The sequence below is a fragment of the Mesorhizobium sp. ArgA1 genome (genome assembly GCF_053714375.1).
Map to the genome: position 1 here is coordinate 163,406 of NZ_JBSKBQ010000009.1, position 23,117 is coordinate 186,522.

Here is a 23,117-nt window from a genome sequence, read left to right on the forward strand (position 1 = left end):
TGGCTTCGCATCGTCATTGGCACACCACATCCTTGATCGTCACCTGCCGGCCGCGCGCCGCCGCGAAGGCGAAACTTGCCCTGCACGACGTGCCGTCGACGCGATCGACCTGGACGGAGTTCTGCCGCGACAGACCCTTGATGTAGGCCTGCCCGTCATAGCCGACGACGAAGTCTTCCTGTCCGCCGTCCAGCCGTCCGGAAAGCCCGGCCTCGAGCGGCGTGCCACTTGCATCGACCAGGGTGACGAGCGCTGCCTGCGCCGCCTCCGACACGCCGAACTTCAGCACCACGCCGTTGCGGTCGGCCGGAACGACTGTCTCCTTGGTGGCCGGAACATCGGCGTCGACCGGCAGATTCTTGGGGTCGATCGACACCGTATTGAGCTCATAGGAATTGAGCCCGGTGACCAGGATGCGGCCCCTGCTGTCGGTCTTTCCGACCGGCCGATTCTGGTGCAGCACCTCGACATCGGGCGTGCCGACATCGACGACGGCAAAGGCATCGTCGATGCGGGTTGTGGCGAACACACCGCCACCCGCGACTGCGATGGCGCCGTCCATCTGCCCGGTGACGCGAAAGTCCTTGTCGAATTGCTGCCCGCCAGCCTCGAAACGCGCAAACGGCGCCCGGTAGCTCACCGCGGCCGAGCGGTTCGGCGTTTCGCCTTCCGAGGTGCGCAATCGCCAGCCGATGCTGCCGTCCTCGGCCCGATCCGACTTGGCGATGTCGGCGACGACGTTGACGCCGTCAGGACCTTGCTCGACGCCGGTCGAGACCGTCACGTCATTGTCGAACGGGATGGAAATCCCGGCAAACACGCCATAGGAGTCGTTGTCGTCGAGATCGGCAAAGGCGGTGGCATAAATCGTGCTGCGCTTGAAAATTGACTGGCTGTAGGACAGGCCGACGATCTGGTTGGTGTCGCCCTCGGCGGTCTTGAGATGGGTGTAGGACAGGTTGAGGCTGGAGAAATCGAGCGGCATCGGCACGCTCAGCGTCACTTGGTCCACGGCCCGCGGCACGCCGGCGCTAAACCGGGTGAAATCGTCGGGGTCGACAATGACCGGCAGTGCCGTCACCGAGGCGATGTCCTCATAGCCACCGAAGGCGCGCCGCATGCGGGCGTTGAGCGCCCAGCCGTCATAGCCGAACTCCACGCTGGCGTTGACCAGCGAGCCGGTGCGCCCGTCATGATGGCTGCCGGCCATCGCCACCGAGGCGGCACCGTAAGGCCCGAGGGGAAAGGCCGCGCCAATGCCGCCATTGATCAGATCGGCGCCGCCCTCGGCATGGGCCTCCAGCGTCAGCTGATCGGTCAGCCCATAGCGCGCAGTGGCGACGCCCATGACGCGGCCGTCATAGTCGTCGGAGGAGATGCCGAAATTGCGCCGCGCCATGCCTGCCTCGACGGAGAAATCGAGTAGCCCCTGGCGCAACAGCATGCTGGAGGCATAGAACGGCAAGGTGGCGGTGGTCTCGCGGCCGAGGCTGTCGCGCAGCACCACCTGCGCCTGGCCGGCGCCGGTGAACACCGGCAGATTGGTGACCTGGAACGGCCCGGCCTGGATGTCGCCGGAATAGGTGCGCACGTTTTGTGTATAGACCTCGAGCGTCGACGGCACCGCCGCCGTTCCGCCGAAGGAGGGTAGCGGCAATGTCACCAGGTCCGAGCGCAGGCTGAAATTACGCTGCGCCTGGATGCCGCCGAGATAGACTGGACGCGTCCACGACAATCCGCCCGAGACGAAGTCGCCGGCCCGATAGGTCATCAGCCGGTCGGGGTCGGAATAGCTCCAGGTGGTGTTGAGCCGCGTGAAGCCGCCGAGCCGGCCGTCGGAATAGCCGGCGATGAACGATTGGCCGAGCGTTCCCCACGGGCTGAACGCGCGCGCGTCGAAGCCGCCCGAGATGCCCTGGAACAGTTCGTTGTCGCCATCGAACAGTGTGTTTGAGCTGGCAAACAGCGAGTAGTTGAGCACCGCGCCATAGCCCGATTGCGGCGCCGGCCGGTCCTGCAAGCGCAAGCCGAGATCGACCATGCGCGCCTCGCGGCTGTCATTGGCGGCGGTGACATAGAGGCGCTGCGCCGCCTCGTCGATCCGAAACGACACGTCCGCCAGCTGGTCGAGCCTGACCAGACCGCCGGCGTCGGCAGCACCCTCCGGCGGTTTCAGTCCGACCTCCTTCAGCTCTTGCGGCGTCGCCGCCAGGCCGCCATCCGGCATCTCGGTGAAGTTGCCGATGAGTTTTGTCGGCGCGTCGTTGATGAACACCTCCAGATAGAGGCTGCGTCCCTGGTCGGGCTCTTCAATGTCGGTACCGGCCGGCAACTCTTGCGATCGCACCGCCGAGCAGGGTGTAAAAGTCGCGAACGCGACGATGACAGCGATGCTACTTGCCCTTGACTGCAACTTTTGCATCGAAGGGTCCAACATCGCTCTGTGCCTTCAAGAGCACCGAGCCCGCCGACAGCGATTTTGAGCTGCCGATCGGCCACTGCATGGTCGCGCCTCCCAGCACATAGCCGACCAGCCCGTTTCGGCTGCCGAGCTTCTTGCCGTTCTGGATCACCGACAGATTGGACAGGCGGAAGCGACTCCCGCCGCTGTTGCTGGCGCTAAGCAGGAGGCTGCCGCCATTGCGCGAAAGGCTCCACGCGATGGCCGGCGCCGCCGCATCGGCATTGCGGAAAAACACCGGCACCGAATAGCGCAGCGCCAGCGCGACCGTGCCGGCCTTGCGGCGTGAGGGGTCGGGCAGCTCGTCGACGATGATACGGTAGCTCTCCTCGGCCCGCACCGGCGCCTTCGAGACGCGCACGACACGAACCACGTATTGGGCATTGGGCGCCAGTTTGGTCGATGGCGGGCTGGCGACGACGTCCGAGGTCGGCGTCAGCGTTTCGATGCCGCCGGCCTGGCTCCAGGCGAACACCCGGATCTGCACGTTGATCGGCCGCCTGGCATCGTCATTGCTGAGGTTGAGGACCGCCGCGCTGTCGGGCGCGATCAGCTCGAGATTTGTCGGCGCCACCCGCAGCGAAGCGGCGTGTGAGATATCGGCGCACAGCAACAGAACAGCTGTGGCGCCGATGCATGAAAGCATGGATCGCATGTCGTCCTCGTATGGCGTCGTCGGTCAGTACGTTATGGTGATCGCAACGGTGTCGGTGTAGAGGCCTGCCGCCGGCGTCGCCTGGGCCGGAACGCGCCCGTAGACCGTCAGGGGCTGAACGGCGCCATTGCCGGTTCCGCCGACCGTGTCGGTGGGAATGGTGACGCCCCAGAGCTGCGTGCGGGTGCTTTCCCTGTAGATGGTGTAGTTGATCGTCGCCGCCGCTGGCCCGGTCATCTTGCGGACCGCCACGGTCGCGCCCGAGCCGCCTCCGGCGCTCAGACCTACATTATAAGACTTGCCGGTCGTGCATTGCACATTGATGGTGCTGGTCTGGTCGATATCCGCATCGATGACGCCATGCGTGCCGAAATCGAGATCGCTTGCCGTCTGCACCTTGCATTCGTCGGTAATGGTGATTTTGACATTCATGCTGCCTGTCGCGGTCGCCGAGATCGCGGGCAGGGCGGGAAGAAGCGATGCCCCTAGCAGCAATGCGTATTTCAGCAATCTCATGCGTATGTCCTCCGTCGGGCAGACCGTTCCTCGCAAACAGTCCTGACCCGGATTTCACCCCTGCAGCTCCTCCCGCTGCATACCTCGCAAAGACATCAACCATATCAGCAATATCAAAGCGAACTGCGAAATGATTATTGCAACTTAGATTCGAATTACAATAGGCGGATAACTCAAAGACTATCAGATAACTTTGGTTAATATTTGGTTAACAGGGGTAAAATCGACATATTTTGAAAATGAAGAATCGTCTATCGATAATTTATTTTAGCCTTTTTGCCGAAAATGCGAAAACATTGGAAAATCATCTTGATTTGATAGAGTCTGATCTGTCGTCTCTTATTATCGATTATTTCGCGGCGTATACCGACGCCATTCGGCCATCGCCGTCGCCGCGCCGCTGGGTGCCCAACGCTGTCCCGGGCTGCCCAAGCCTGGCAATCCTGCCGCCAGAGCCGCATTCCCCAAAACCGTGTTCCGCCCAGCCCAAGCATCGCCGTCCCGGCTGAGATAAATACACATCCGATCGAGGGGAAACACGTTCGAATCATTCTTGCCGCTCGCCCCCGATTTCCGGCGGCCGCGCATCGCCCGGACGGGAGATGCGCCCGTCGTCCCTTGGAGCCATGATTACAAGGCTGGCAGGAGCCGACCGACCGCCAGACGTGGAGAAAAAGGAAGAACGATGAAGAAGACCTGTGAACAGCCAAGCCTCGAAAAGCGCCGGAAGCTGTCCTCCGTGACGGCAGTGGCCGCGCCGTCGGCCGGCGATCTCTGAGCTGAAATCTTGCCTTCAAGACTTTCGAACCAAATGGGACAAGGAGAATGGCCATGGATCGGCATGTGAACCCGTCACCGGGCTTCAGGCGCAATCCCGGCAAGGTGATCACCATCGTGTCCTTCAAGGGGCGTGTCGTCGTGTATGCCAATGGCGCCATTATCGCCTCCTCGGCGAAAGCCAAATTGGTGACCGAGCCGCCCCATCCCTTCAGCTTCTACATCCCGTTCGAGGACATCGACTTCCGCAAGCTCGGGAGGACGGAGCTGTCGACGCTGTGCCCCTACAAGGGCGACGCCAGCTACTGGAACGTGCTGCCGGCGGGTGAAGCCGGCAAGGACGCGATGTGGGCCTACGAGCGGCCTTTCGACGAAATGGCCGAGATACGCGACCACGGCGCCTTCTATCCCGACCGGGTCACGATCGATGCTGCGCCGCGCTGAGCGGGGTCGTGCCTGTCGTCCAGAAGTGCTTCGCGTTTTTGGAGCCAACGACAGGCATGAACAGAGGAACTTTCATGCCAGCCAAAGTTGCCCTGACCCAAGGTCGCTGCGGTTCTGCGGCAACGGCATGCCGACAAAGACAAAAGGTCATGGACGAAAAGCAGAGAGCTATTCTCGACGAAATCCCGCGTCTGCGGCGCTATGCGCGCTCGCTGCTGCGCGATCGCGATTCCGCCGACGATCTCGTCCAGGACTGCCTGGAACGGGCGCTGCTGCGGCTGGACAACTGGCAGACGGGAGAGAGCCCGCGAAAATGGCTGTTCACGATCATGCATCATCTGTTCATCGACCAGATGCGCAAGGTGAACCGGCGCGGCGAAGCCTCGATGCTGCCGCTGGAAGCCGGCGAGGTGCAGGCCTCTCCCGCCGACCAGCTGGAGAATGTCGCGGCCCGCGAGATCATCGACGCGCTGCAGGCGATCAGCCCCGACCGCCGTGCCGCGCTGACCATGGTTGCCATCGAGGGCTTTTCCTATGCCGAGGCCGCCGAGATGCTCGGCGTACGGGCCGGCACGCTGATGTCGCGCATTGCGCGCGGCCGGGAGGAACTGCGCGGCCTGCTCGAGGACAATGCGCGCCGCCGCGCGATAAGGATCGTCGAGCCCGGTCCGGGCCGGACGGGTCCCATCAGAGCGCCCATGGCATGACGAACCCCCATCGCACGATCACGCCACGCCCCATGACAAGGCCCGATTGCAGGCATTGCGGCCTCATACGGGTGCGCCGGTAACGGTTTCTTGTCTGCTTCTGTGCATATTGGCGGGAATGGGGTGGACGAAACCAAGGCATGGCTGAAGAGAAAAGACGCAACAGCGAGTTCTGGGCGCTGGCGCTCGAAAGCGCTCATCTCGGCGTATGGGACTGGGATATTTTGAGCGGCGACTGTTTCTATTCGCCGACCTGGTCGCACATGCTCGGCTATGAGGATGGCGAGCTTGCCAACACCAGCGATCTGTGGCTGAAGCTGACGCATCCCGACGACCGCGAGCGGGCGTTGACCAGCGGCGAGCGCCACATTGCCGGCCTGACCGCATCGATCGAGACCGAGCTGCGCCTGAAGCACAAGGACGGCCACTGGATCTGGGTGCTGGACCGCGGCGGCATTGTCGAGCGTGACGAAACAGGCAAGCCAGTCAGGCTGATGGGCGTCCAGACCGACATCAGCCGGCAGAAGGAAGCCGAAGCCGAACTGGAGCGTGTCAATGTGCGCTTCCGCCTGGCGCTGGCGGCCAGCGGCACCGGCATCTGGCATCACGATATCGATGCCAACAAGAGCTATTGGGACGCCCGCACCAGGGAGATCTTCGGCCTCGTCGCCGATACCGACGAGGTGGCTGCCGAACTCTGGCACACCTATCTGCACCCCGACGACAAGGTCGCCACCGAGCGCGCCCATCTGGCGCCGGTTGTGTCGGATGAAGTCGTTGCCTCGCAATACCGCATCATCAGGCGCGATGGCGAAGTCCGCCATGTCGAATCGCTGGTGCGCTTCATCGCGGACCCGGACTCCGCGGGCCAGATTCTCGGCACCGTGCGCGACATCACCGAGGACAAGAAGCGCGAACGCGAACTCGCCTACGCCGCGCACCACGATGCGCTGACCGGCCTGTTCAACCGCGCCGCCTTCGACCGGCTGCTGGCCGAGCACATCGCAGCGAAGCGGCTGCTGCCGCTGGCGGTGTTCTATGTCGATCTCGACTACTTCAAGGCGCTCAACGACTTTGCCGGCCACGCCGCCGGCGACCTGGCGCTGAAGGGCATCGCCGCCGGCATCCTGGGCTGCCTGCCGGCATCGGCGCGTGCCGCCCGCCTTGGCGGCGACGAGTTCGCGCTGCTGGTGCCCAATTGCGAACCGGCCGCGGCGGAGACGCTGGCCGACGCCATTCTTGCAGCGGTCAGCGATGCCGACCTCGGCCTGCCGGTGACGTCGCGCAAGCTCGCAGCCAGCATCGGGATCGCCTTTGTCGACGACACCACCACGACGGTGGCCGATGCGCTGGCCTGCGCCGACGACGCCTGCTACGCCGCCAAGGCAGCGGGGCGCAATCGCTTTGCGGTGTTTTCGGCCGACGCCGCGTCGGGTTCCGGCGGCCTCAACGCCGCCCGCGTCGCCGCCGACACGGTCGACGCCATGGATGACGGGCGGCTGAAACTGTTCGGCCAGGAAATCCACCTGCTGGGTCTGCCCTGGCGGGAGAGCCGCCATGTCGAAGTGCTGGCGCGGCTTGCCGGGCGCAATGGCAAGCTTATCCCGCCGGGCGAGTTCATTCCGGTTGCCGAGCGCTTCGGCATCGCCTCGCGGCTCGACCGCTGGATCATCAGGACCGCACTGTCGCAGCACGGCCCGGCGATGAAATCGGGCGTCATCACGCTTGGCTTCAACCTGTCGGCGCAGACGCTGAGCGACCCGCTTTTGTGGGATTTCGTCGACGCCGTCATCGCCGAGACCGGGGCGCCGCACTCCGGCATCGGCTTCGAGATCACCGAGACGGCGGCCGTCACGAATTTCGACGCCGCCGAACAGTTCGTGCGCAAGGCGCGCGAGCGGCAATGCCGTGTCAGCCTCGACGATTTCGGCGCCGGCATGAGCTCGTTCGAATATCTGCGCCGCTTTCCCGTCGATCAGATCAAGATCGACGGCTCGTTCATCCAGAACATTGCGCAAAGCCGCTTCGACCGCGAGATCGCCTCGGCCATATCCGGCATCGCCAGGAGCCTTGGCTGTTCGGTGGTTGCCGAAAAGATCGAACAGCAGGCCGCGCTCGACATTTTGCGCGACATGGGCGTCGCCTACGGCCAGGGTTTTCTGCTGCACCGGCCGGAGCCGCTGGAGGGGATCGTTGAAAGGGCGACCGCGAAGGCGCCGTACAAGCGGTTCGGCTGAACGGGCAAGCCCTTGTGGGAGATCGGCACTCAGCGGTGCGCGTGGCTATCGTTGCGCTTGCGAGTTGCTGCGGCCTTCTTTGCCGACGCCGACTTGCTGGCCGATGAGCGCGAAGCCGACGCCTTGCCGCCGAGCTTGCCGCCCTTGTGCGCGGCCGGATGACCGGTGTCTTTGCCGCGGCCCGAACCGCCTTCCTTCTTGCCGCCGCCATCGTCTTTGTTCACCGTCGCCCAGGCACGACGTTCGGCCTCTTTTTCAGAGACGCCTCGATGCTCGTAGCCTTCGGCGATGTGGTCGGCCTTACGCTCCTGCTTGTCGGTATATTTCGATTTATCTCCACGCGGCATTGTCTTCTCCCTTCGTCTGCGTGATGCGGGCAGTCGTCATCCGCATGCCCGCTTGAGAGCAGTCCTCAGCCTAGACGTCGGCCTTTTCCTGCTTGCGTTGCGCGGCCTCCTTCTTGCGGCGCAACACCTCGTCGGTGCCGACAAGATCCTTCGACCCGCCGGAAATCGAGGTCGAGACAACGGCCGGCGGATCACTTGCCGGAAAGCTGTCCTCGAGCCCGGACTGCAGCTGTTCTTCAAGCGTGTCGGGATTCTCCGAGCGGCCCTCCGCGCGGCGCTCGCCGACGGCCTCGACGTCGCTCTTGCTGTCGGGATGGGCGCGGGCCTCCGATATCGTCGACACCACCAGCTCGATTGCGAACTCTCTCATCGCCTCGGCTTGCGGCTCGTTGACGTCGGAGACGTCGGAGTTCTCGATCAGGCGTATCAGCGACTTTTCCAGATCGCCGAGTTCCTTGGTTCCCTGACAGCGCGCTAGCCGCTTGGTCAGCGAACCGATGAGCACCGGGGCAAAGGTCGAATAGGCATGGTCGCGTGTCGCGTCGACCTGCTCGGGATGAAGCTTTTGCAAGGACATGGGTTCGTGCCTCCAGCCAATCAACTGGGCCAGCAGCTGCTGCTGCTGGGCCTTCCCTTAGGAAACTGAGGGGAAGGCAAGAGGTTCCATGCGGTGGTCGACAAGGCCGCCACGCTCAACTCCACAGCGACTCCATCGTCAACGATGCTTCGAAGATCTGTTGCCTGTTCTCGTTCAGCATCTTGACGGTGATCCGCCGGTGCTCGCCTTCCGGCATCTCGTCCCGGGCGACATCGTGCAATATGCGCAGCGCCTCTGCTCCCGCGCGCTCTCGGTTTGGAAACAGCTGTCCCACCTCATCGAACTGGTTTTCGGTATTATACAGATCGAAGTAGAACCGTTCCATGTGCGGCATTCCCTGCATGAGAACGGTAAATCCCCTTTCTCGCTCATGGTTCCATCCGCCTGATTCCCAAACAGATTTCTCGCAATCGTCTGGGCAAGAAGCCGGCGCGCCATCACAGATGCAACCGCACCCGATCTGCGGCGTTGAGCTAGGCCTACCAGTTTCTTCTCCACCCATTGGGATGGAAAACCATCGATGCTAGAGTCGCTCTATCTGAACCTTGGCCAGCATGATGCCCTCTCCGAGGAGGAGAAGGGGCTGCTCGCCGGCGCCATGACCATCGAGCTCGATTTTGCCACCGGCCAGGACATCGTTGCCGAGGGATCGAGACCCGGCTACAGCACGCTCATCATCGAGGGGCTGGCTGCGCGCTACAAGGTGCTGGAGAATGGCGGCCGGCAATTCACATCGCTGCAGGTCCCCGGCGATTTTGTCGACCTGCACGCCTTTCTGCTCAAGACCATGGACCATGGCATCATTGCTTTGTCGCCATGCCGGGTGATTGCCGCCGACCACAGCCGGTTGCGGGACATAACCGAACAGGCGCCGCATCTGACAAGGTTGCTGTGGCTGGACACGCTCGTCGATGGCGCCATCCACCGCGAATGGATCGTGGCCATGGGCCGGCGCTCCAAGACCTCACATCTGGCGCATCTGGTGTGCGAGCTGTTCGTTCGGCTTCAGGTGGTCAAGCAGACCAACGGAATGAGTTTCCGGCTGCCCTTGTCGCAAGCCGAGCTGGCCGACGTGCTGGGGCTGTCGATCGTCCATATGAACCGGGTCATCGGCGCGTTGCGAAGGCTCGGCGTGATTGGCTGGGCAAATTACACGGTGACGATCTTGGACTGGCAACGGCTTGTCGAGATTGCCGAGTTCGACCCGACCTATCTCAGCATGAACCGCGAGCCGAGGTAGGTATCGCGGAGCGGTGAGGAGGCAGCTCCTCAGCCGGTTCTTGTCTAACCGCCGGATCCGTTCAGCGACGCCAATTCGTCGAGCATGGCAAGGGCGGCACTTGGCTTCGCCGGCTTCAGCAAGCCCTGTTGGGCGGCGGCATTCTTGAAAGCGGCAAAGGCAATGTCGGGGCGGCAGATGCCGTTCAATGCGTCATCCACCAGCCTGACGGCCGCCTTGTAGGCAGCGGCTTCCTTGTTTTTCCATGTTCCGCCCAGCGCCTTCCTGGCGTCGGCGATCGACGACACCGTCATCGTACTGTAGTCCACGAATTTGATCGTCAGGGGAAGAAATCGGCTCATGAGAAATTCACCATCCGAACCATTCGCGCGTCCGCCACAAAAGCCCGGCGAAAGGCGCGGCCAGAAAGGCAGCTGCACCCAGGGCGAGAATGGGATTGTTTGTCCGTATTGATTTCATGCATAGCCTCCGTAAACGGGATCGCCATAAACGAGGAAACCGCGAAGTGGTTGCGGCCTGCGCAAGCTACATGTTGCTTGCCGGCCGGATCGGTTGGCGTGGCCGGTAAGGCGGTCGCGACTGCGCCTTCAACGGGATGTCGGCGAGCGAGTGGCGGATCGGCCTGAACAGTATTGGCGGAGATGGGGCGCGCCGGCGCAGTACCGCGGCCGACAGTTTGGCAACCAGATCTAGAACGTCCATGGACTCCTCCCGAGAGTTTTAGAGGCCCCCCTTTCGAACTCAGCTACCACCTGATGCCTGTGCCTTGCATTTAACTTTGATGTAGGCCGGACAAAATGTGCGTGCCGGCGCGCAGCACCTGCCGCCACCTTTTTTCGTCGCCCAACCTTTTTGGCTGACACGCGTTGTCCTTCGACACGGAAGGAGAATCCCATGCTGACCAAATCGGAAACCTCGAAGGCGGTGCGCATGCAGCGCAGCGTGCAGCGCAAGGTCGATACCGACGATCGCCGCAAGCCGAAGGCCAAATCATCGGCCGCCATGCAGGCCGGCGCTCGGCCCTATCCGGAGCCGCCTTTTCCCAAGCAGCATCATCCCAAGCCCGGCGAGGAAGGCGAGATCAAGCCGGCGCCGCTTTATGATGCGCCGTTCTGGCAGGGTTCCAAGAAACTCGACGGCAAGGTGGCGCTGATCACCGGCGGCGATTCCGGCATCGGCCGCGCCGTTGCAGTATTGTTTGCGCGCGAAGGCGCCGACGTCGCCATCGTTTATCTCAGCGAAGACAGGGATGCCGACGTGACCAAGCAGGCGGTCGAGGCGGAGGGCCGGCGCTGCCTGGTGTTGCGCGGCGATGTCGCCAGCCGAGCCTTCTGCCGCCGCGCGGTGGAGCGCACGGTCAAGCAGCTCGGCAAGCTGGACGTGCTGGTCAACAATGCCGCTTTCCAGGTTCATTCGGCCGACTTCGCCGACCTCACCGAGGAGCATTTCGACACCACGCTGAAGACCAACCTCTACGGCTATTTCCATATGGCCCAGGAAGCGGTGGCGCATATGAAGCCGGGCTCGGCCATCGTCAACACCGGTTCGGTCACCGGCATCCACGGCTCGAAGGAGCTGGTCGACTATTCGATGACCAAGGGCGGCATCCACGCCTTCACCCGGGCGCTGTCGGGCAATCTGATCGGCAAGGGCATCCGCGTCAACGCGGTGGCGCCGGGGCCGGTCTGGACGCCGCTCAATCCGTCCGACAAACAGGCGGCCGATGTTTCGCAATTCGGTGCCAAGACGCCGATGAAGCGCCCGGCCCAGCCGGAGGAGATCGCGCCGGCCTATGTGTTCCTAGCCTCGCCGCAATGCTCGAGCTACATCACCGGCGAAATCCTGCCGATCGTCGGCGGGTATTGAGGGCGGCCCAGGCTGGCGGCGATGCATCCGGGCAGTGACGTCGCAGGCGCTGCTGCAACCGGATGACTTTTCGTGCATTCTAGTGCATGGCCACGACGCTGCGCCCCGACCCGCCGGCAAAATGCTGCTCCTACTGCGGCTCGCGCGACCACGACTACGAGGATTGCCCCAAGCGTAAAGCCGACGCCGAGCGTCGGCGCGAGGAGCAGGAGGGGCAGGGCTCTGTGCGTGAGAGATTTCCAGCCACCTGAATTCAGGACATTGTGCGAAGATCGTCGGCCTTTGGCGGCGATGCTCGACAATCGCCCTTCAACTCGATGCTTCCGACGAAAGCCATTAGCAGCTCCATTCCTTCCGGCCATTCGCCAAGGCCGCTATCGCTGTTGATATGGCCGAGCGGCCCGGCGCTGTGCAGCGCGCTGCCCCATTGCCCGGCCTTCGCCTTGGCATAGCCATGCGGGTCGTAAGGATCATCGGTGCTGGCGACGACCAGCGAAGGAAAGCGAAGCGGACCGCGCGACGTGTCGGCGAAGGGAATTCCGTAAGCGGGAAACACCGGCGACGCCGGATCGGGAACCGCAACCAGAAACGCGCCGCCGACCGGGCGGCTCGACACCAGCTGCCAATGCGCCACCAACAGGCAGCTGAGGCTGTGGGCGATGAGAACCGGCGGCGTTGTTGCCTGTGATACCGCGGCGTCGAGAGCGGCCACCCAGTCGTCGAAATCCGGCAGGTCCCAGCTTGCCGGGCTGAAACGGCGCATCGCCGGGTTGGTCCGCTGCCAGCGTGTCTGCCAATGGGCCTCGCCCGATCCGCCGCTGCCCGGCAGGATGATGAAGTCGGTCATGGAAAGTCGTGTCTCCTTGGTGCGATAGCGCCCAATTCTAGGTCTTCTCCTCATCGACGGAATGAGAGATCATCGGAAAGCGACGAAGAATTCCGATGGATTGAAGGTGCTCATGGCAAATGGCGATTATCGGCCGCGGCTCGACCCCACCGACATGGCGATCATCGAGATCATGCAGGAGGATGGCCGCATCGGCATTTCCGAACTCGGCCGGCGCGTCGGCCTCTCCCAGCCCGCCACCTCGGAAAGGGTGAAGCGGCTGGAGGAGCGCGGCATCATCGCCGGTTACCGGGCGGCGATCGACCCCGCCGCCCTTGGTCTCGGCACCGTGGCGATGATCCGCCTGCGCACCACGCATGAGCACATCCAGACCTGCCTGAAGAAGTTCGCTGCCATGCCGGAAGTGGTCGAGGTGCTGCGAGTGACCGGCGAGGATTGCTTTCTGGTCAAGGTCGTCGTCCCTTCGCCGCCCGATCTTGAAAGCATCGTCGATGCCATCGGCCGCTACGGCGCGGTGACGACGAATGTGGTGCTGCGGGCAGAGCCGCCGAAGCGGCTGGGACGGGAGTTGATGGCGAAGCTCTGAGCAGTGTGCCGGCTGTCAGGAGATGGCGCCTGCGAGACGTCCTGGCTTTGCCCGCCAAGTTTTTTGCCGGATGATGTCGGATCGGCGGCGTGCCGCCCGTCCTTGGAGCGAAACCATTGCAAACCTTGGAGGACATTATGGAAACCGTTCAATCGCCGTGGCAGACCGCGGTCATCCTCATCGCCCGCCTGATCTTCGCTGCCATGTTCGCGATGGCCGTGGCCTTCAAGTTCATGGATATGGGAGCGACCGCCGGCTACATCGCCGCCGCCGGCTTCCCGTTCCCGCTGTTTCTGGCCTGGTGCGCGGCGATCCTCGAAACGCTGCTGGTGATCGCCTTCCTGACCGGCGCCTTCCTGACCCCGGCAGCGCTGATCGGCGCGGTCTACGTGGTCTTCCTCGGCTTTGCCTTCCATGGTCCGTCGCACTGGGCCGCGGACCAGGCCGAGTTCGGCGCCTTCATGTCCCATTTCCCCTTCGCCGCCGGCCTGCTGTTTGCCGCGGTGCATGGACCGGGCAGCGTTCTGGCGTCGCGGCTGGGCTGGCCGGGCAGGGCATAAGCCTCTAAGGCCGCCTCGCGGCAGCTCAGATCTTGTTGTCGAACAGCAGCACCAGAAGAACCGCGAGCACGGCTCCCGCCAACCCCGCGTGCGCCAGTGCCAACGCCGCGACCACGGCCTGATCGGCATTATGCCGATCAGCAGCAGCATCGCGGTAATGATCGAGAAGGAACCGGGGACCGTCATGGCGCGCTCGTGGGACGCGCGATGAGATCATCGAAGCCGCTGCCCGCGTTCAACCGGCCAAGGCAATGCCCTCACATCTGATCGTTATACGGTTCCTTCATCTGGCCGACCATGCGCGCTAGTTTCGAGAAGGACGGCATGTCCGTCTCCGGCTGGCATTGGTTGGCCAGTTCCAGCAGCCGGATCGGGAAGTTGACGGCATCGCGGCTCGACGCCGACATGCCGCCGGAGCGCTCCTCGCCGGTCTCGCCGGCTTCGGCCTTGCGCAGCGCGATGTCGATATCCTCAACGGTAAGCACGCCCTTGCGCACCAGCACCTGGTTGATCGAAGCGACGGCCATCAGCAGGCCCTCGAGTTGCAGATTGGCGACATTCATGGCTTTGCTCCCATTGATTCAGGCTCAACGCACGAGCCTCCGTTCCGATCCAGGGTGACGATTGCCGGGAAAGCTCGGGCGTGATCCTATTCTTCCATCCAGCGGCGGCCATACTCGGCCCACAGCGCCTTGACCTCCCTGCTGCCGAGGCGCGGCGCCGAGCCGTCGCCATAGGCGATCGAAACGGCGCTGATGTCGTAGTGGGGGTGGGCGTCGATGACGAAGCGGATCGCGTCGCCGAGCGGCCGTCTGCCGATGACCGGATCGGCCTGTCCCTGGCCGACGCTGCGAACGCCCGAAACAGTGGCTGGCGCATGCCGCATCCTGAACACGGATGCCATGGCTGGTTTGTCCATCCCGCACTCCCCCGAGTCGGATTGGCATGATCCCATAAGCGCCAGCTAATGACCAGTCGGTCGATGCCTGTCGAAGGCTGTGCCCAGCGATCCGCCGCAATTCAGGCGATATCCCGCAGCCAGCTGACGATCATCACGCTCAGGCCAGCGGATCCTCCGCCGGCGGCCTGGCGGGCAGGCCGAGCCTTGTCCGCTCGCCATCGGCAAAATCCTCGGCCGCGGCCTGTGCTTCGAACAGGCGCTGGGTCACCGTGCCATTCTCGGCAACCAGCACCGCCCATTGGCGGCGATCGACGCGCTCGACACGAACGTCATTGGGCTCGTCGGCCACCATGATCGACCTCCGGACGGCGAACGGCGCAGGGACGTCGCGTTACGCCTTGGTCTTGCGCTTGGCCGACGCTTTGGCGGCCGGCGCCTCTGTCCGGATGCCGAGCCCGAACTCCTTTGCCAGCTCGGATCGCTTGGCGGCGTAGCTGGGCGCCGTCATCGGATAGTCGCCGGGCAGGTCCCATTTGGTGCGATAAGCCTCCGGGGTCATGCCATGGGCCGAGCCGAGATGGCGCCGCAGCGACCTGAATTTTTTGCCGTCCTCGAGGCAGTAAATGAAATTCGGCGTCACCGAACGCTTGCGATTGACGGCCGGCTCCTGTGCAGGTTGCGGGGGAGCAACCGGATTGTCCACGGCCGCCAGGGCGGAGTTGACGCTCTCGATCAACGCCGGCAAGCCATCCGGAGGCACTGAATTGTTGCGCACGAATGCCGCGACGATGTCGGCCGTCAAATTTATATTTCGGATTTTGTCGTCAGACATGGCTTTTACCCCCATGATGCCAAACTATAAACTATCAGACAAAGCCCGCCGGCGGGATGGCACTTTAGCACATATGCATATGACTGACGCCGAATATGGTAGCGCTAACATCGCAGAGTCTCTGGCTGATGTAGGAATTGTTTCTTATTTCCTATTGACGGGTGAGGGCAGCTATCGTATGATTTCTCCATGGTGCTGATTTGCGCCAACAACCCGCCGCCGAGGCGGGTTTTGTGTTTCTGATGCTCATAAGGTTTCTTCGGCGGGACAGCACCCCCCTCTGGCCTGCCGGCCATCTCCCCCGCAAGGAGGGAGATTACGCGCTCATCCGCTTTCGCCAATCTCCAACGTTGCCAATGAGCCGCGCCTCGAAGCTGCCAATCTCCCCCCTTGCGGGGGAGATGTCCGGCAGGACAGAGGGGGGTGTGAAGGAACGGCTGCGCTCGTGATCTTATGGTTCAGGCGCTGGCCCGCTCAATCCGCAACGCACAATCCGGCAGGCCCCCATGTCCAACCGCTATGCCACCATCATCGTCGACGATGACGGCCGCGAGGTCGTCAGCGCCATCGGCGTGTTCGAAGGCGCTGCCCCGCGGGCGCGTATCGGCCGCATCGAGCCGGTCGTAGCTGGCGTGCTGATCGGCATGGTTCGCGGCGGTCCTGTCGATGCCATCGGCGGCTTCGGCTTTCCGCACGGCACGCACGACGGCCGGGCGATCGGTCTTGCCAGGGCGAAGCTGAAAGCCATGCCTGCGAAACGGGGCGACGCGGCAGCCGATGCCGCCGATGCGGCCAGCCGCAAGGCCACCCGCAAACCGGTGAAGGCAAAGCGGCGCAAGTCCGGCAAGATCAAACGACCGGCCAAGCCGGCCGCCCAGGCGGAGCCGGTCGGGATTTCGGATCATGGCTGAGCGGACAAAACCGCGTACCGGCAATGACCGCAAGCCGCGCGCCGGTGCGAAGCGGACGAAAAAGACGCTTGGCGATGACTTTCTCGACGCGGTGCGCGCCGATTTCCGCGCCCATGGCGCCGGTGTCATTGCCGCGGTCAGGGCCGACAAGCCCGACCAGTATCTGAAGATCGTGCAGTCGGTGCTGCCCAAGGATCTGGCCAGGGATATTCATGCCTCCACCGACAGTCTGGAAAGCCTGAGCGATGACGAGATCCGCCGCCGCATCCGTGGCCTCGAAGCCGTCCTCGGGCCGTTCGGGGGCCAGCCCGACGGTGCGCCGGGCGGTGGCGGCGCGCAGGCACTATCTGGCGCTGCTGCAGGAACTGGATCGCAGGCGCAGGACTAATCTGCTCGCGACTTACAGCCCGTATGAACGCCAGGCGGAATTTCACGCCGCCGGCGCCGAGAACAGGGAACGGCTGTTCATGGCCGGCAACCAGCTCGGCAAGACTCGGGCCGGTGGCGCCGAATGGGCCATGCACCTCACCGGACGCTATCCCTGGTGGTGGCAAGGCAGGACCTTCGACACCGCCGTGCGGCTATGGGCGGCCGGCGTGACCGGCGAGGGCACGCGCGACAACCCGCAGCGCGTGCTGGTCGGCCCGCCGCAGCAGCAGGCAGCGTGGGGCACCGGCATGATCCCGGCCGACGCCATTTTGCACACCACCATGGGCCGCGGCGCGCCCGGCGCGCTCGACAGCATCGTGGTGCGCTGGGGCGGCGGCGGCGACGTGCAGGCCGATGAGAGCGTGCTGTCGTTCAAGAGCTATGAGAAGGGCCGCGAAAAATGGCAGGGCGAAACGCTGCACGGCGTCTGGTTCGACGAGGAACCGCCGCTCGACATCTATTCCGAGGGGCTCACCCGCACCAACGCCACCGGCGGCATTACGATCGTGACGTTTACGCCGCTGCTGGGGATGAGCGATGTGGTGCTGCGGTTTTTGTCGGCCGACCACGTCAACAGCTTGGTAAAGGACTAGTGGTCAGGATCTAACGCTTGGTACCCGATCGCAAGCGGCTACATAGCGAGCGCCTCCTTCTCCTGGGCAGAAATTTCTGACGCCAGCTGCCGCGGATGTTATCTTTAGCTATCCGTCCTCGTTCGAATGAGGATCGCATCAGTGGATGACTGGAGAATCGGGAATATCTGGGTAACCAGAATTCTGGAGATGTGCGACCCTCTGCGGACGCCGTCGGAATGGTTCCCCGATTGCACGGACGAGGCAATCAAACCGCATCTTCACTGGCTCACGCCTCGGTCGATATCCCCGGCAAGCCGCCGACTTATTATTCCCATCCAAAGTTATCTAGTTCGCACCAGGCGCCACATCATCCTCGTCGATAGCTGCGTCGGCAACAACAAGACGTTCAAGTACTTTCCGCATTGGCACAACCGCAACGATGACACCTTTCTCGAACAGTTGACGAATGCAGGCGTGACGCCCGAACAGATTGACTATGTCCTGTGCACCCATCTTCACGTCGACCATTGCGGCTGGAATACACGACTGGTCGACGGGCGCTGGGTCCCAACATTTCCGAATGCTCGCTACATTATGGCGCGGCGCGAGTTTGAAGCCGCACAGGCGGCCTCCGGCGATGCTGACGAACGGACCTATGAAGACAACGTGTTGCCCATTGTCGAGGCTGGTCGAGCTGTATTCGTCGACATGGATCATGCGCTCGATGACGAGGTGTGGCTGGAGCCGACGCCCGGCCATACTGCGGGGCACGTAGCCATCAGAATAAGATCGCAGGGAATGGAGGCCGTGTTTTCCGGCGACATCATGCATTGGCCGATGCAGTGCATATACCCCGACTGGAATTTTCGCTACGACGCAGAGCCTGACCAGGCACGTCGGACGCGGTGGGCATTCCTGGAGGCTTGCTCGGACAATGGCCGCCTCGTCATGACATCGCATTTTCCCTTACCGTCGGTGGGAACTATCTCGCGACGCCAGTCATCGTTCTGGTTCGAGGATCATCAGCCGCCGTAATGCTCTCAGCGAACGCATCGACAAGATGGAGCGTTAGGGCAACAAGCATCGGTTGGCACTTGAGCATGCGAGAGGAAGAACGGCGTTCTATCATTCGATCATTGGTCGACTTGGATCGGCCGGTTACTGAGATTAAGACGCTCCTGGCGCCGCTTCCCTGGGATTATCCAAAACCGCTCGTCGGGCTAACCTACAATCACATTAGAAGCGTTCTCTTACGCTTTCTGGCGGGGAACCTTGACGCGAAGGACGTCGAGGAATGGGCCGAACTCGTTGAAATGCGAGATGACATCGAGTTCGCGGACGAACGGACGAAAGAGGTAATCCACATGCTGTCCACGCCGCAAATCCACTTTCCTATCGACGGTCAGCTCGCGCAGCTTCTGCTCTCGCCAATTTCAAACTGACCCAATACCGAGACTTCGGATGACAGCTCCGAAGCTTGCTGTCCTCGTCGCGATTCCCCCAAACACAACAGCCTGCCAGTTCGACCACTGGCGTGTGAATCGGATGCGCAGATGTCCCGTCACGTCACCTTCATGACCATCGACGATGCCGGGCACTATTCACCCGACGAGCGTGCCGCGATCGTTGCCGCCTATCCCGAGCATGAGCGCGAGGCGAGAGCCAAGGGCATTCCGGTGCTGGGCTCCGGCCGCATCTTTCCGGTCGCCGAGGCGATGATCGCCTGCGAGCCGTTCCGGCTGCCGCGCTACTGGCCGCGCCTCGGCGCGCTTGATTTCGGCTGGGACCACCCTTCAGCCGCGGTCGAGCTCGCCTGGGATACGGAGGCCGATATCGTCTACGTCACCAAGGCGGCGCGGGCCTCGCAGCAGACCCCGGCCATGCAGGTGCTGGCGCTGAAGCCGTGGGGCGAATGGCTGCCATGGGCCTGGCCGCGCGACGGCCGCCGCGAAACGCTGGAAGGGGCGGGCACCGCGCTCGCCAGGCAATATGCCGCGCATGGGCTGAACATGCTCACCGGTCACGCTCGCTTCACCGACGGCTCGGTCTCCGTCGAGGCCGGGCTGATGGAGATGCTCGACCGCATGCAGTCCGGCCGCTTCAAGGTGTTTTCGACGCTGCTGCCCTGGTTCGAGGAATTCCGCCTCTACCATCGCAGGGATGGCCAGGTGGTCAAGCTGCGCGACGATCTGATGGCCGCGACCCGCTACGGCGTGATGATGCTGCGGGAAGCGGTGGTCGATCCGGCGGAGTTCAAGGCGGCGCGAAGGCCGGTGGGGCAGAGTGATCCGCTGGGGGCGTTTCGGTAGGCGAATTCGTGCAGCGCATGAACAAGGCAATGAACGAGTAAATCAATATTGGAAGCTTGCTTTAATGCGTGTCCGGCCGCAATAAAGGAGATCGCGGCAGCACTATATTCGGGGGTGTTATGGAATCGGAAAACTCATTGCTCGGCTACTTCATTTCTTGGCTGCCATTCCTGATTTACCTCCTGGTTTCGATCTGGCTCACATTCAGGCTTATTCGCGTTCAAGAGGCGATGGTACGGGCGCAGGAAGGCATCCTGGCCAAGCTGACCGACATGGACAACCGGATGTCCAGAAAGCCGAACCAGGATTGAGGCTACTCGTTCCGCTCACAAGGGAATTGTGCTGATGCGCCTATCCCAAGAAGTTCAGGATTGCGCCGTTTTTATTGGAGTGAAAGAGAGTGGCGGGGATCGGGTCAGCCTTCGCGGCACCGGTTTTTTCGTGGCAGTCCCGACTAGCAGAGATAGGATGGTTGCCATTGCCCTTGTGACAGCGCGGCATGTCGCAAGACAACTGATTTCACGTGACTTTTGCATTCGTGCCAATATTCAGGACGGCACCTCAGAGACATTTTGGCTTCACGGAAGTGAAGTGCAGTGGTGGACACACGCGACTGACGAAACTGTGGATGCCGCAGTACTTCTATGGCCGCCGCCGACGGGGATGCACTTTAATGCGATTCCGCCGGTTATGTTTTTGAATCCTGAAAAAGTAGCTAGCAAACGGATCAGCGTCGGTGATGAGGTCTATGTGACCGGCCTGTTTAGCCCTGTGCCGGGTGGGCAAAAGATACTTCCGATCGTCCGCACTGGAAATATGGCCTTAATGCCGCCGTCGGGCGAGCGGATTCCAAATCCGTCTTGGCACATGCAAGGCGTCGAAGGTTATCTGATCGAGTGCCGGTCCATAAAGGGCCTGAGTGGCTCTCCGGTATTCGTACAGCGCTCAATAGAGGTGGAAGCGACAGAAGTGTCTGGGCGAAAGCCGCTCGCGGCGGGGGCTATCTTCTGGTTGGGCTTGATCCATGGGCATTTCGATGCCCCGGTCGAGATCGCCAGCGACAATCCAGAAGTTGAAAGCAAAAGCGATATAGTAAACACCGGGATCGCGATCGTCACTCCATCCGCGAAGGTAATTGAAATCTTTCAACGTCGGGAATTCCAAGACAACATCAATAGCGCAGCAGAGTATGTCGAAAGTCACGGCGGGCATGTTATTATGGACGGCTCAAGCCCAAACATGTTGAAACCAGGCACTGAGAATTTGGCGGCAAGGTTGATCACGGCTCGAGCTGCCAGGTGGGATTCTTCCACTGACGATGATCCGGCGTGGATTGGATCTGAATAAGCGAAGTTCAAAGCCGGCGAGGCGGGTGAAACGGCAAAGCGACCGCTCGAGCGTTTCGGACGCGGCTCTCGCCATAAGAGAGGAAATCCAGAAGGACCCGGCCGCCGCGAATTGACGCCGTTGGGTCACTCCACGATCTTCCAGTAAGAATCCTTGCGGATCACCTTGCCGTCGCGGAACGTGTAAAAGTCACAACCCCGGACCTCCTTTTTCACGCCCTCGCGGGTGGTGCCGGTGAGGATCCATTTGGACATGCCGGTATCGGCAGCCGCATCGACGAAATGCTCGCCGTCGCCGTAGTGGACATCGGGCAGGTCTTCGAAGCGTGTCGCCAGCGCGTCGCGTACGTTCTGCTTGCCCTCGAAGCGCGAGCCCCAGGGGTTGCTTCCCCTCGGCATCTCCAGGACGCAGTCGTCGGCGAAATGCGCCATGATGCGATCGAGGTCGTGCGCGTTGAAGGCTTCGCATAGCTCCGTCAGTGTCGATCGAATGTCCATTCGCCCGTCTCCTGGATAACCGATAGCGTGCGCGTCCGAAGTAGGTCACTGGCGGCGGGGCCGGTCAAGGCCTTCGACACTCCATCGGATAGCGGGACCCGCATTCGAATTGCGGCGGCAGTGTACGTTTTTTGGTCGCGCGATGTTGCTGGATTGAACCTCGACACTGAGGGACTGAAAATAGGTGCACTGTCACCGTAATTCCGTAATTCGATAATGGAAGCTCGTTGCCTTCACGCGTGCCAGTCGGCAATAGAGCATGTCACGGCATCAATAATTCGGGGGTATTATGGAATCTGAAAATTCACTGCTCGGGTACTTCATTTCCTGGCTGCCATTCCTGATTTATCTCGCAATCCAAATTTGGCTCACATTCAAACTCATCCACGTTCAGCAGGCGATGGTGCGGGCGCAGGAAGGCATCCTGGCCAAGCTGACCGACATGGACAACCGTATGTCCGCGAAGCTGAGCCGAGACTGAGCATTCCCTCGGGGCGATGCCTCACGCTTCGTCATCCTCGGGCTTGACCCGAGGATCCATGCCGCGACCGCCGCTTCGCTCGCAGGTCACGGCATGGATCCTATGGTCTGCGCCGCGTCGCTTCGCTCCTTGCTCCGCCATAGGATGACGAAGGGTGGAGACGTCGCACTTCCTTTTGTTTGACGATGGCCTGGCCTCCGACTGACGAAGGTCCGTCCATGACACTCCGCATCATCCCCGCCACTTTGCGCGATCTCTCCTACATCGCCGCCAATCTGCGCCCTGAGGACCGGGCCGAGATCGACTGTCAGCTTGACCACTGGTCGCCGGCGCTGCTGGCGCTGACGGCGCTGCAGGGCTTTGCCTGGGTCGCCGAACTCGACGGCAATCCGGAGGCCGGCTTCGGCGCCGCCGAACAGCGCGGCGGGCTGTGGATCGCCTGGAGCTGGGGCACGCGCCGCATGCGGCGCTGCGTGCCCGGCATCACCGCACACTTCCATGCCGTGCTCGGGCCACAGGTCGCGGCGCGCGGCGCCTGGCGGGTCGAGGCGCGGGCGCTGGCCGCCAATGAATTGGCGCTGCGCTGGCTCGGCCGGCTCGGCGCCACGCAGCGCTGCCGGCTGCCGGGCTACGGCAGGAACGGCGAAGATTTTTTCCTCTACGACTGGACAAGAGAAGGCTGGAACCATGTGTCTCTTTCAAAAACCACCAGCCCTGAAGCCGCTGCCGCCGGTGCCGACGCCTGAAGACAAGGACGTGCAGGCGCGCGAGGCGGCGCTGAGGGCCGAGCTCGAACACAACCAGGGCACGGCGAGCACGGTGAAGACGGACCTCGCGCCCGGCGACCTCACCGGCCAGCGCCGCGTGCTTCTGGGGGTATGACCATGACCGCGATGAAACGCAGTTTCGGGAAGCGGGTGCTGGCGTGGTGGTATTGGCGGCGGCATGCGCGGTTGCTGAGGCGCGAATAATCTCCCCCCTCGAGGGGGAGATG

At 62.6% G+C, this 23,117-nt stretch carries 32 protein-coding genes; 17 read left to right on the forward strand and 15 right to left on the reverse strand.

Translation table 11 applies throughout. The features are described from left to right. Positions 1–13 precede the first annotated feature (13 nt). The 3 genes from ACWGTI_RS20310 to ACWGTI_RS20320 are packed head-to-tail and all read right to left on the reverse strand — an operon-like array spanning position 14 to position 3,632. Positions 14–2,422 (reverse strand): fimbria/pilus outer membrane usher protein, encoded by a 2,409-nt coding sequence (locus tag ACWGTI_RS20310; RefSeq protein ID WP_454588751.1) that lies wholly within the window; start codon positions 2,420–2,422, stop codon positions 14–16. Next, positions 2,394–3,116, reverse strand: coding sequence for a fimbrial biogenesis chaperone (locus ACWGTI_RS20315; RefSeq protein WP_454588752.1), 723 nt, complete (start codon positions 3,114–3,116; stop codon positions 2,394–2,396). Before ACWGTI_RS20315 ends, ACWGTI_RS20310 begins: the two co-directional genes overlap by 29 nt. A 24-nt stretch (positions 3,117–3,140) precedes the next feature. Next, positions 3,141–3,632, reverse strand: coding sequence for a Csu type fimbrial protein (locus ACWGTI_RS20320; RefSeq protein ID WP_454588753.1), 492 nt, complete (start codon positions 3,630–3,632; stop codon positions 3,141–3,143). Between the two features lie 831 nt (positions 3,633–4,463). On the opposite strand from ACWGTI_RS20320, the gene ACWGTI_RS20325 reads away from it, so the two are divergent. From ACWGTI_RS20325 to ACWGTI_RS20335, 3 genes are all read left to right on the forward strand, one after another. Beyond that, complete coding sequence (locus ACWGTI_RS20325; protein WP_454588754.1) at positions 4,464–4,853, forward strand: DUF427 domain-containing protein; 390 nt, start codon at positions 4,464–4,466, stop codon at positions 4,851–4,853. Between the two features lie 149 nt (positions 4,854–5,002). Continuing rightward, complete coding sequence (locus ACWGTI_RS20330; RefSeq protein WP_454588755.1) at positions 5,003–5,560, forward strand: RNA polymerase sigma factor; 558 nt, start codon at positions 5,003–5,005, stop codon at positions 5,558–5,560. A gap of 140 nt (positions 5,561–5,700) precedes the next feature. Continuing rightward, on the forward strand, positions 5,701–7,797 hold the full coding sequence (locus tag ACWGTI_RS20335; RefSeq protein WP_454588756.1) for an EAL domain-containing protein: 2,097 nt from the start codon (positions 5,701–5,703) through the stop codon (positions 7,795–7,797). Positions 7,798–7,826: 29 nt separating this feature from the next. Here the strand turns inward: ACWGTI_RS20335 and ACWGTI_RS20340 are convergent, their stop codons facing one another. From ACWGTI_RS20340 to ACWGTI_RS20350, 3 genes are all read right to left on the reverse strand, one after another. Continuing rightward, positions 7,827–8,144 (reverse strand): plasmid stabilization protein, encoded by a 318-nt coding sequence (locus ACWGTI_RS20340; protein ID WP_192249162.1) that lies wholly within the window; start codon positions 8,142–8,144, stop codon positions 7,827–7,829. A gap of 70 nt (positions 8,145–8,214) precedes the next feature. Then, complete coding sequence (locus ACWGTI_RS20345; RefSeq protein WP_454588757.1) at positions 8,215–8,721, reverse strand: hypothetical protein; 507 nt, start codon at positions 8,719–8,721, stop codon at positions 8,215–8,217. A gap of 115 nt (positions 8,722–8,836) precedes the next feature. Continuing rightward, complete coding sequence (locus tag ACWGTI_RS20350) at positions 8,837–9,067, reverse strand: DUF6894 family protein (RefSeq protein WP_454588758.1); 231 nt, start codon at positions 9,065–9,067, stop codon at positions 8,837–8,839. 195 nt (positions 9,068–9,262) lie between these two features. On the opposite strand from ACWGTI_RS20350, the gene ACWGTI_RS20355 reads away from it, so the two are divergent. Next, the gene (locus tag ACWGTI_RS20355; RefSeq protein ID WP_454588759.1) at positions 9,263–9,982 is read left to right on the forward strand and encodes a Crp/Fnr family transcriptional regulator; all 720 of its coding nucleotides are present in this window, start codon (positions 9,263–9,265) and stop codon (positions 9,980–9,982) included. Positions 9,983–10,026: 44 nt separating this feature from the next. Here the strand turns inward: ACWGTI_RS20355 and ACWGTI_RS20360 are convergent, their stop codons facing one another. After that, on the reverse strand, positions 10,027–10,323 hold the full coding sequence (locus ACWGTI_RS20360; RefSeq protein ID WP_454588760.1) for a DUF982 domain-containing protein: 297 nt from the start codon (positions 10,321–10,323) through the stop codon (positions 10,027–10,029). Between the two features lie 184 nt (positions 10,324–10,507). After that, positions 10,508–10,684 (reverse strand): hypothetical protein, encoded by a 177-nt coding sequence (locus ACWGTI_RS20365; RefSeq protein ID WP_454588761.1) that lies wholly within the window; start codon positions 10,682–10,684, stop codon positions 10,508–10,510. A gap of 192 nt (positions 10,685–10,876) precedes the next feature. Between ACWGTI_RS20365 and ACWGTI_RS20370 the strand changes: the two genes are divergently transcribed. Then, positions 10,877–11,848, forward strand: a complete 972-nt coding sequence (locus tag ACWGTI_RS20370; RefSeq protein WP_454588762.1) for an SDR family oxidoreductase — start codon at positions 10,877–10,879, stop codon at positions 11,846–11,848. Between the two features lie 253 nt (positions 11,849–12,101). Here the strand turns inward: ACWGTI_RS20370 and ACWGTI_RS20375 are convergent, their stop codons facing one another. Continuing rightward, the gene (locus tag ACWGTI_RS20375; protein WP_454588763.1) at positions 12,102–12,695 is read right to left on the reverse strand and encodes an RBBP9/YdeN family alpha/beta hydrolase; all 594 of its coding nucleotides are present in this window, start codon (positions 12,693–12,695) and stop codon (positions 12,102–12,104) included. Positions 12,696–12,807: 112 nt separating this feature from the next. Between ACWGTI_RS20375 and ACWGTI_RS20380 the strand changes: the two genes are divergently transcribed. Continuing rightward, positions 12,808–13,281, forward strand: coding sequence for an Lrp/AsnC family transcriptional regulator (locus tag ACWGTI_RS20380; RefSeq protein ID WP_454588764.1), 474 nt, complete (start codon positions 12,808–12,810; stop codon positions 13,279–13,281). Between the two features lie 137 nt (positions 13,282–13,418). Continuing rightward, positions 13,419–13,841, forward strand: coding sequence for a DoxX family protein (locus ACWGTI_RS20385; protein ID WP_454588765.1), 423 nt, complete (start codon positions 13,419–13,421; stop codon positions 13,839–13,841). Positions 13,842–13,866: 25 nt separating this feature from the next. Here ACWGTI_RS20385 and ACWGTI_RS20390 read toward each other — a convergent pair whose 3' ends face one another. From ACWGTI_RS20390 to ACWGTI_RS20410, 5 genes are all read right to left on the reverse strand, one after another. Beyond that, positions 13,867–14,058, reverse strand: coding sequence for a hypothetical protein (locus tag ACWGTI_RS20390; RefSeq protein ID WP_454588766.1), 192 nt, complete (start codon positions 14,056–14,058; stop codon positions 13,867–13,869). A 40-nt stretch (positions 14,059–14,098) separates the two neighbouring features. After that, positions 14,099–14,404 (reverse strand): hypothetical protein, encoded by a 306-nt coding sequence (locus tag ACWGTI_RS20395; RefSeq protein ID WP_454588767.1) that lies wholly within the window; start codon positions 14,402–14,404, stop codon positions 14,099–14,101. An 86-nt stretch (positions 14,405–14,490) separates the two neighbouring features. Beyond that, positions 14,491–14,760 (reverse strand): hypothetical protein, encoded by a 270-nt coding sequence (locus ACWGTI_RS20400; RefSeq protein WP_454588768.1) that lies wholly within the window; start codon positions 14,758–14,760, stop codon positions 14,491–14,493. Positions 14,761–14,899: 139 nt separating this feature from the next. Further along, complete coding sequence (locus tag ACWGTI_RS20405; protein WP_454588769.1) at positions 14,900–15,094, reverse strand: hypothetical protein; 195 nt, start codon at positions 15,092–15,094, stop codon at positions 14,900–14,902. A 39-nt stretch (positions 15,095–15,133) separates the two neighbouring features. Beyond that, positions 15,134–15,574 carry a MucR family transcriptional regulator gene (locus ACWGTI_RS20410; RefSeq protein WP_454588770.1) on the reverse strand — a complete coding sequence of 147 codons (441 nt, stop codon included), beginning with the start codon at positions 15,572–15,574 and terminating at the stop codon, positions 15,134–15,136. 506 nt (positions 15,575–16,080) lie between these two features. On the opposite strand from ACWGTI_RS20410, the gene ACWGTI_RS20415 reads away from it, so the two are divergent. The 7 genes from ACWGTI_RS20415 to ACWGTI_RS20445 all read left to right on the forward strand — a co-directional run bounded on the left by ACWGTI_RS20415 (position 16,081) and on the right by ACWGTI_RS20445 (position 21,145). Next, complete coding sequence (locus tag ACWGTI_RS20415) at positions 16,081–16,485, forward strand: hypothetical protein (RefSeq protein WP_454588771.1); 405 nt, start codon at positions 16,081–16,083, stop codon at positions 16,483–16,485. Then, positions 16,478–16,873, forward strand: a complete 396-nt coding sequence (locus ACWGTI_RS20420; protein ID WP_454588772.1) for a hypothetical protein — start codon at positions 16,478–16,480, stop codon at positions 16,871–16,873. The genes ACWGTI_RS20415 and ACWGTI_RS20420 overlap by 8 nt, the downstream gene beginning before the upstream one ends. Then, on the forward strand, positions 16,812–17,507 hold the full coding sequence (locus ACWGTI_RS20425) for a terminase large subunit domain-containing protein (RefSeq protein WP_454588839.1): 696 nt from the start codon (positions 16,812–16,814) through the stop codon (positions 17,505–17,507). Before ACWGTI_RS20420 ends, ACWGTI_RS20425 begins: the two co-directional genes overlap by 62 nt. A 141-nt stretch (positions 17,508–17,648) precedes the next feature. Next, positions 17,649–18,524 carry an MBL fold metallo-hydrolase gene (locus ACWGTI_RS20430; protein WP_454588773.1) on the forward strand — a complete coding sequence of 292 codons (876 nt, stop codon included), beginning with the start codon at positions 17,649–17,651 and terminating at the stop codon, positions 18,522–18,524. A gap of 518 nt (positions 18,525–19,042) precedes the next feature. Continuing rightward, positions 19,043–19,798 carry a phage terminase large subunit family protein gene (locus tag ACWGTI_RS20435; RefSeq protein WP_454588774.1) on the forward strand — a complete coding sequence of 252 codons (756 nt, stop codon included), beginning with the start codon at positions 19,043–19,045 and terminating at the stop codon, positions 19,796–19,798. A gap of 137 nt (positions 19,799–19,935) precedes the next feature. After that, entirely contained in the window at positions 19,936–20,109 is a 174-nt protein-coding gene (locus tag ACWGTI_RS20440; protein WP_454588775.1) for a hypothetical protein, read from the forward strand. A gap of 157 nt (positions 20,110–20,266) precedes the next feature. Beyond that, positions 20,267–21,145, forward strand: a complete 879-nt coding sequence (locus ACWGTI_RS20445) for a hypothetical protein (protein ID WP_454588776.1) — start codon at positions 20,267–20,269, stop codon at positions 21,143–21,145. 125 nt (positions 21,146–21,270) lie between these two features. Here ACWGTI_RS20445 and ACWGTI_RS20450 read toward each other — a convergent pair whose 3' ends face one another. Beyond that, complete coding sequence (locus ACWGTI_RS20450; RefSeq protein ID WP_454588777.1) at positions 21,271–21,642, reverse strand: nuclear transport factor 2 family protein; 372 nt, start codon at positions 21,640–21,642, stop codon at positions 21,271–21,273. 289 nt (positions 21,643–21,931) lie between these two features. On the opposite strand from ACWGTI_RS20450, the gene ACWGTI_RS20455 reads away from it, so the two are divergent. The 3 genes from ACWGTI_RS20455 to ACWGTI_RS20465 all read left to right on the forward strand — a co-directional run bounded on the left by ACWGTI_RS20455 (position 21,932) and on the right by ACWGTI_RS20465 (position 23,005). Next, positions 21,932–22,123, forward strand: a complete 192-nt coding sequence (locus ACWGTI_RS20455; protein ID WP_454588778.1) for a hypothetical protein — start codon at positions 21,932–21,934, stop codon at positions 22,121–22,123. Positions 22,124–22,341: 218 nt separating this feature from the next. Beyond that, on the forward strand, positions 22,342–22,869 hold the full coding sequence (locus ACWGTI_RS20460) for a hypothetical protein (protein ID WP_454588779.1): 528 nt from the start codon (positions 22,342–22,344) through the stop codon (positions 22,867–22,869). After that, the gene (locus tag ACWGTI_RS20465) at positions 22,856–23,005 is read left to right on the forward strand and encodes a hypothetical protein (RefSeq protein ID WP_454588780.1); all 150 of its coding nucleotides are present in this window, start codon (positions 22,856–22,858) and stop codon (positions 23,003–23,005) included. Before ACWGTI_RS20460 ends, ACWGTI_RS20465 begins: the two co-directional genes overlap by 14 nt. Positions 23,006–23,117: the final 112 nt, after the last annotated feature.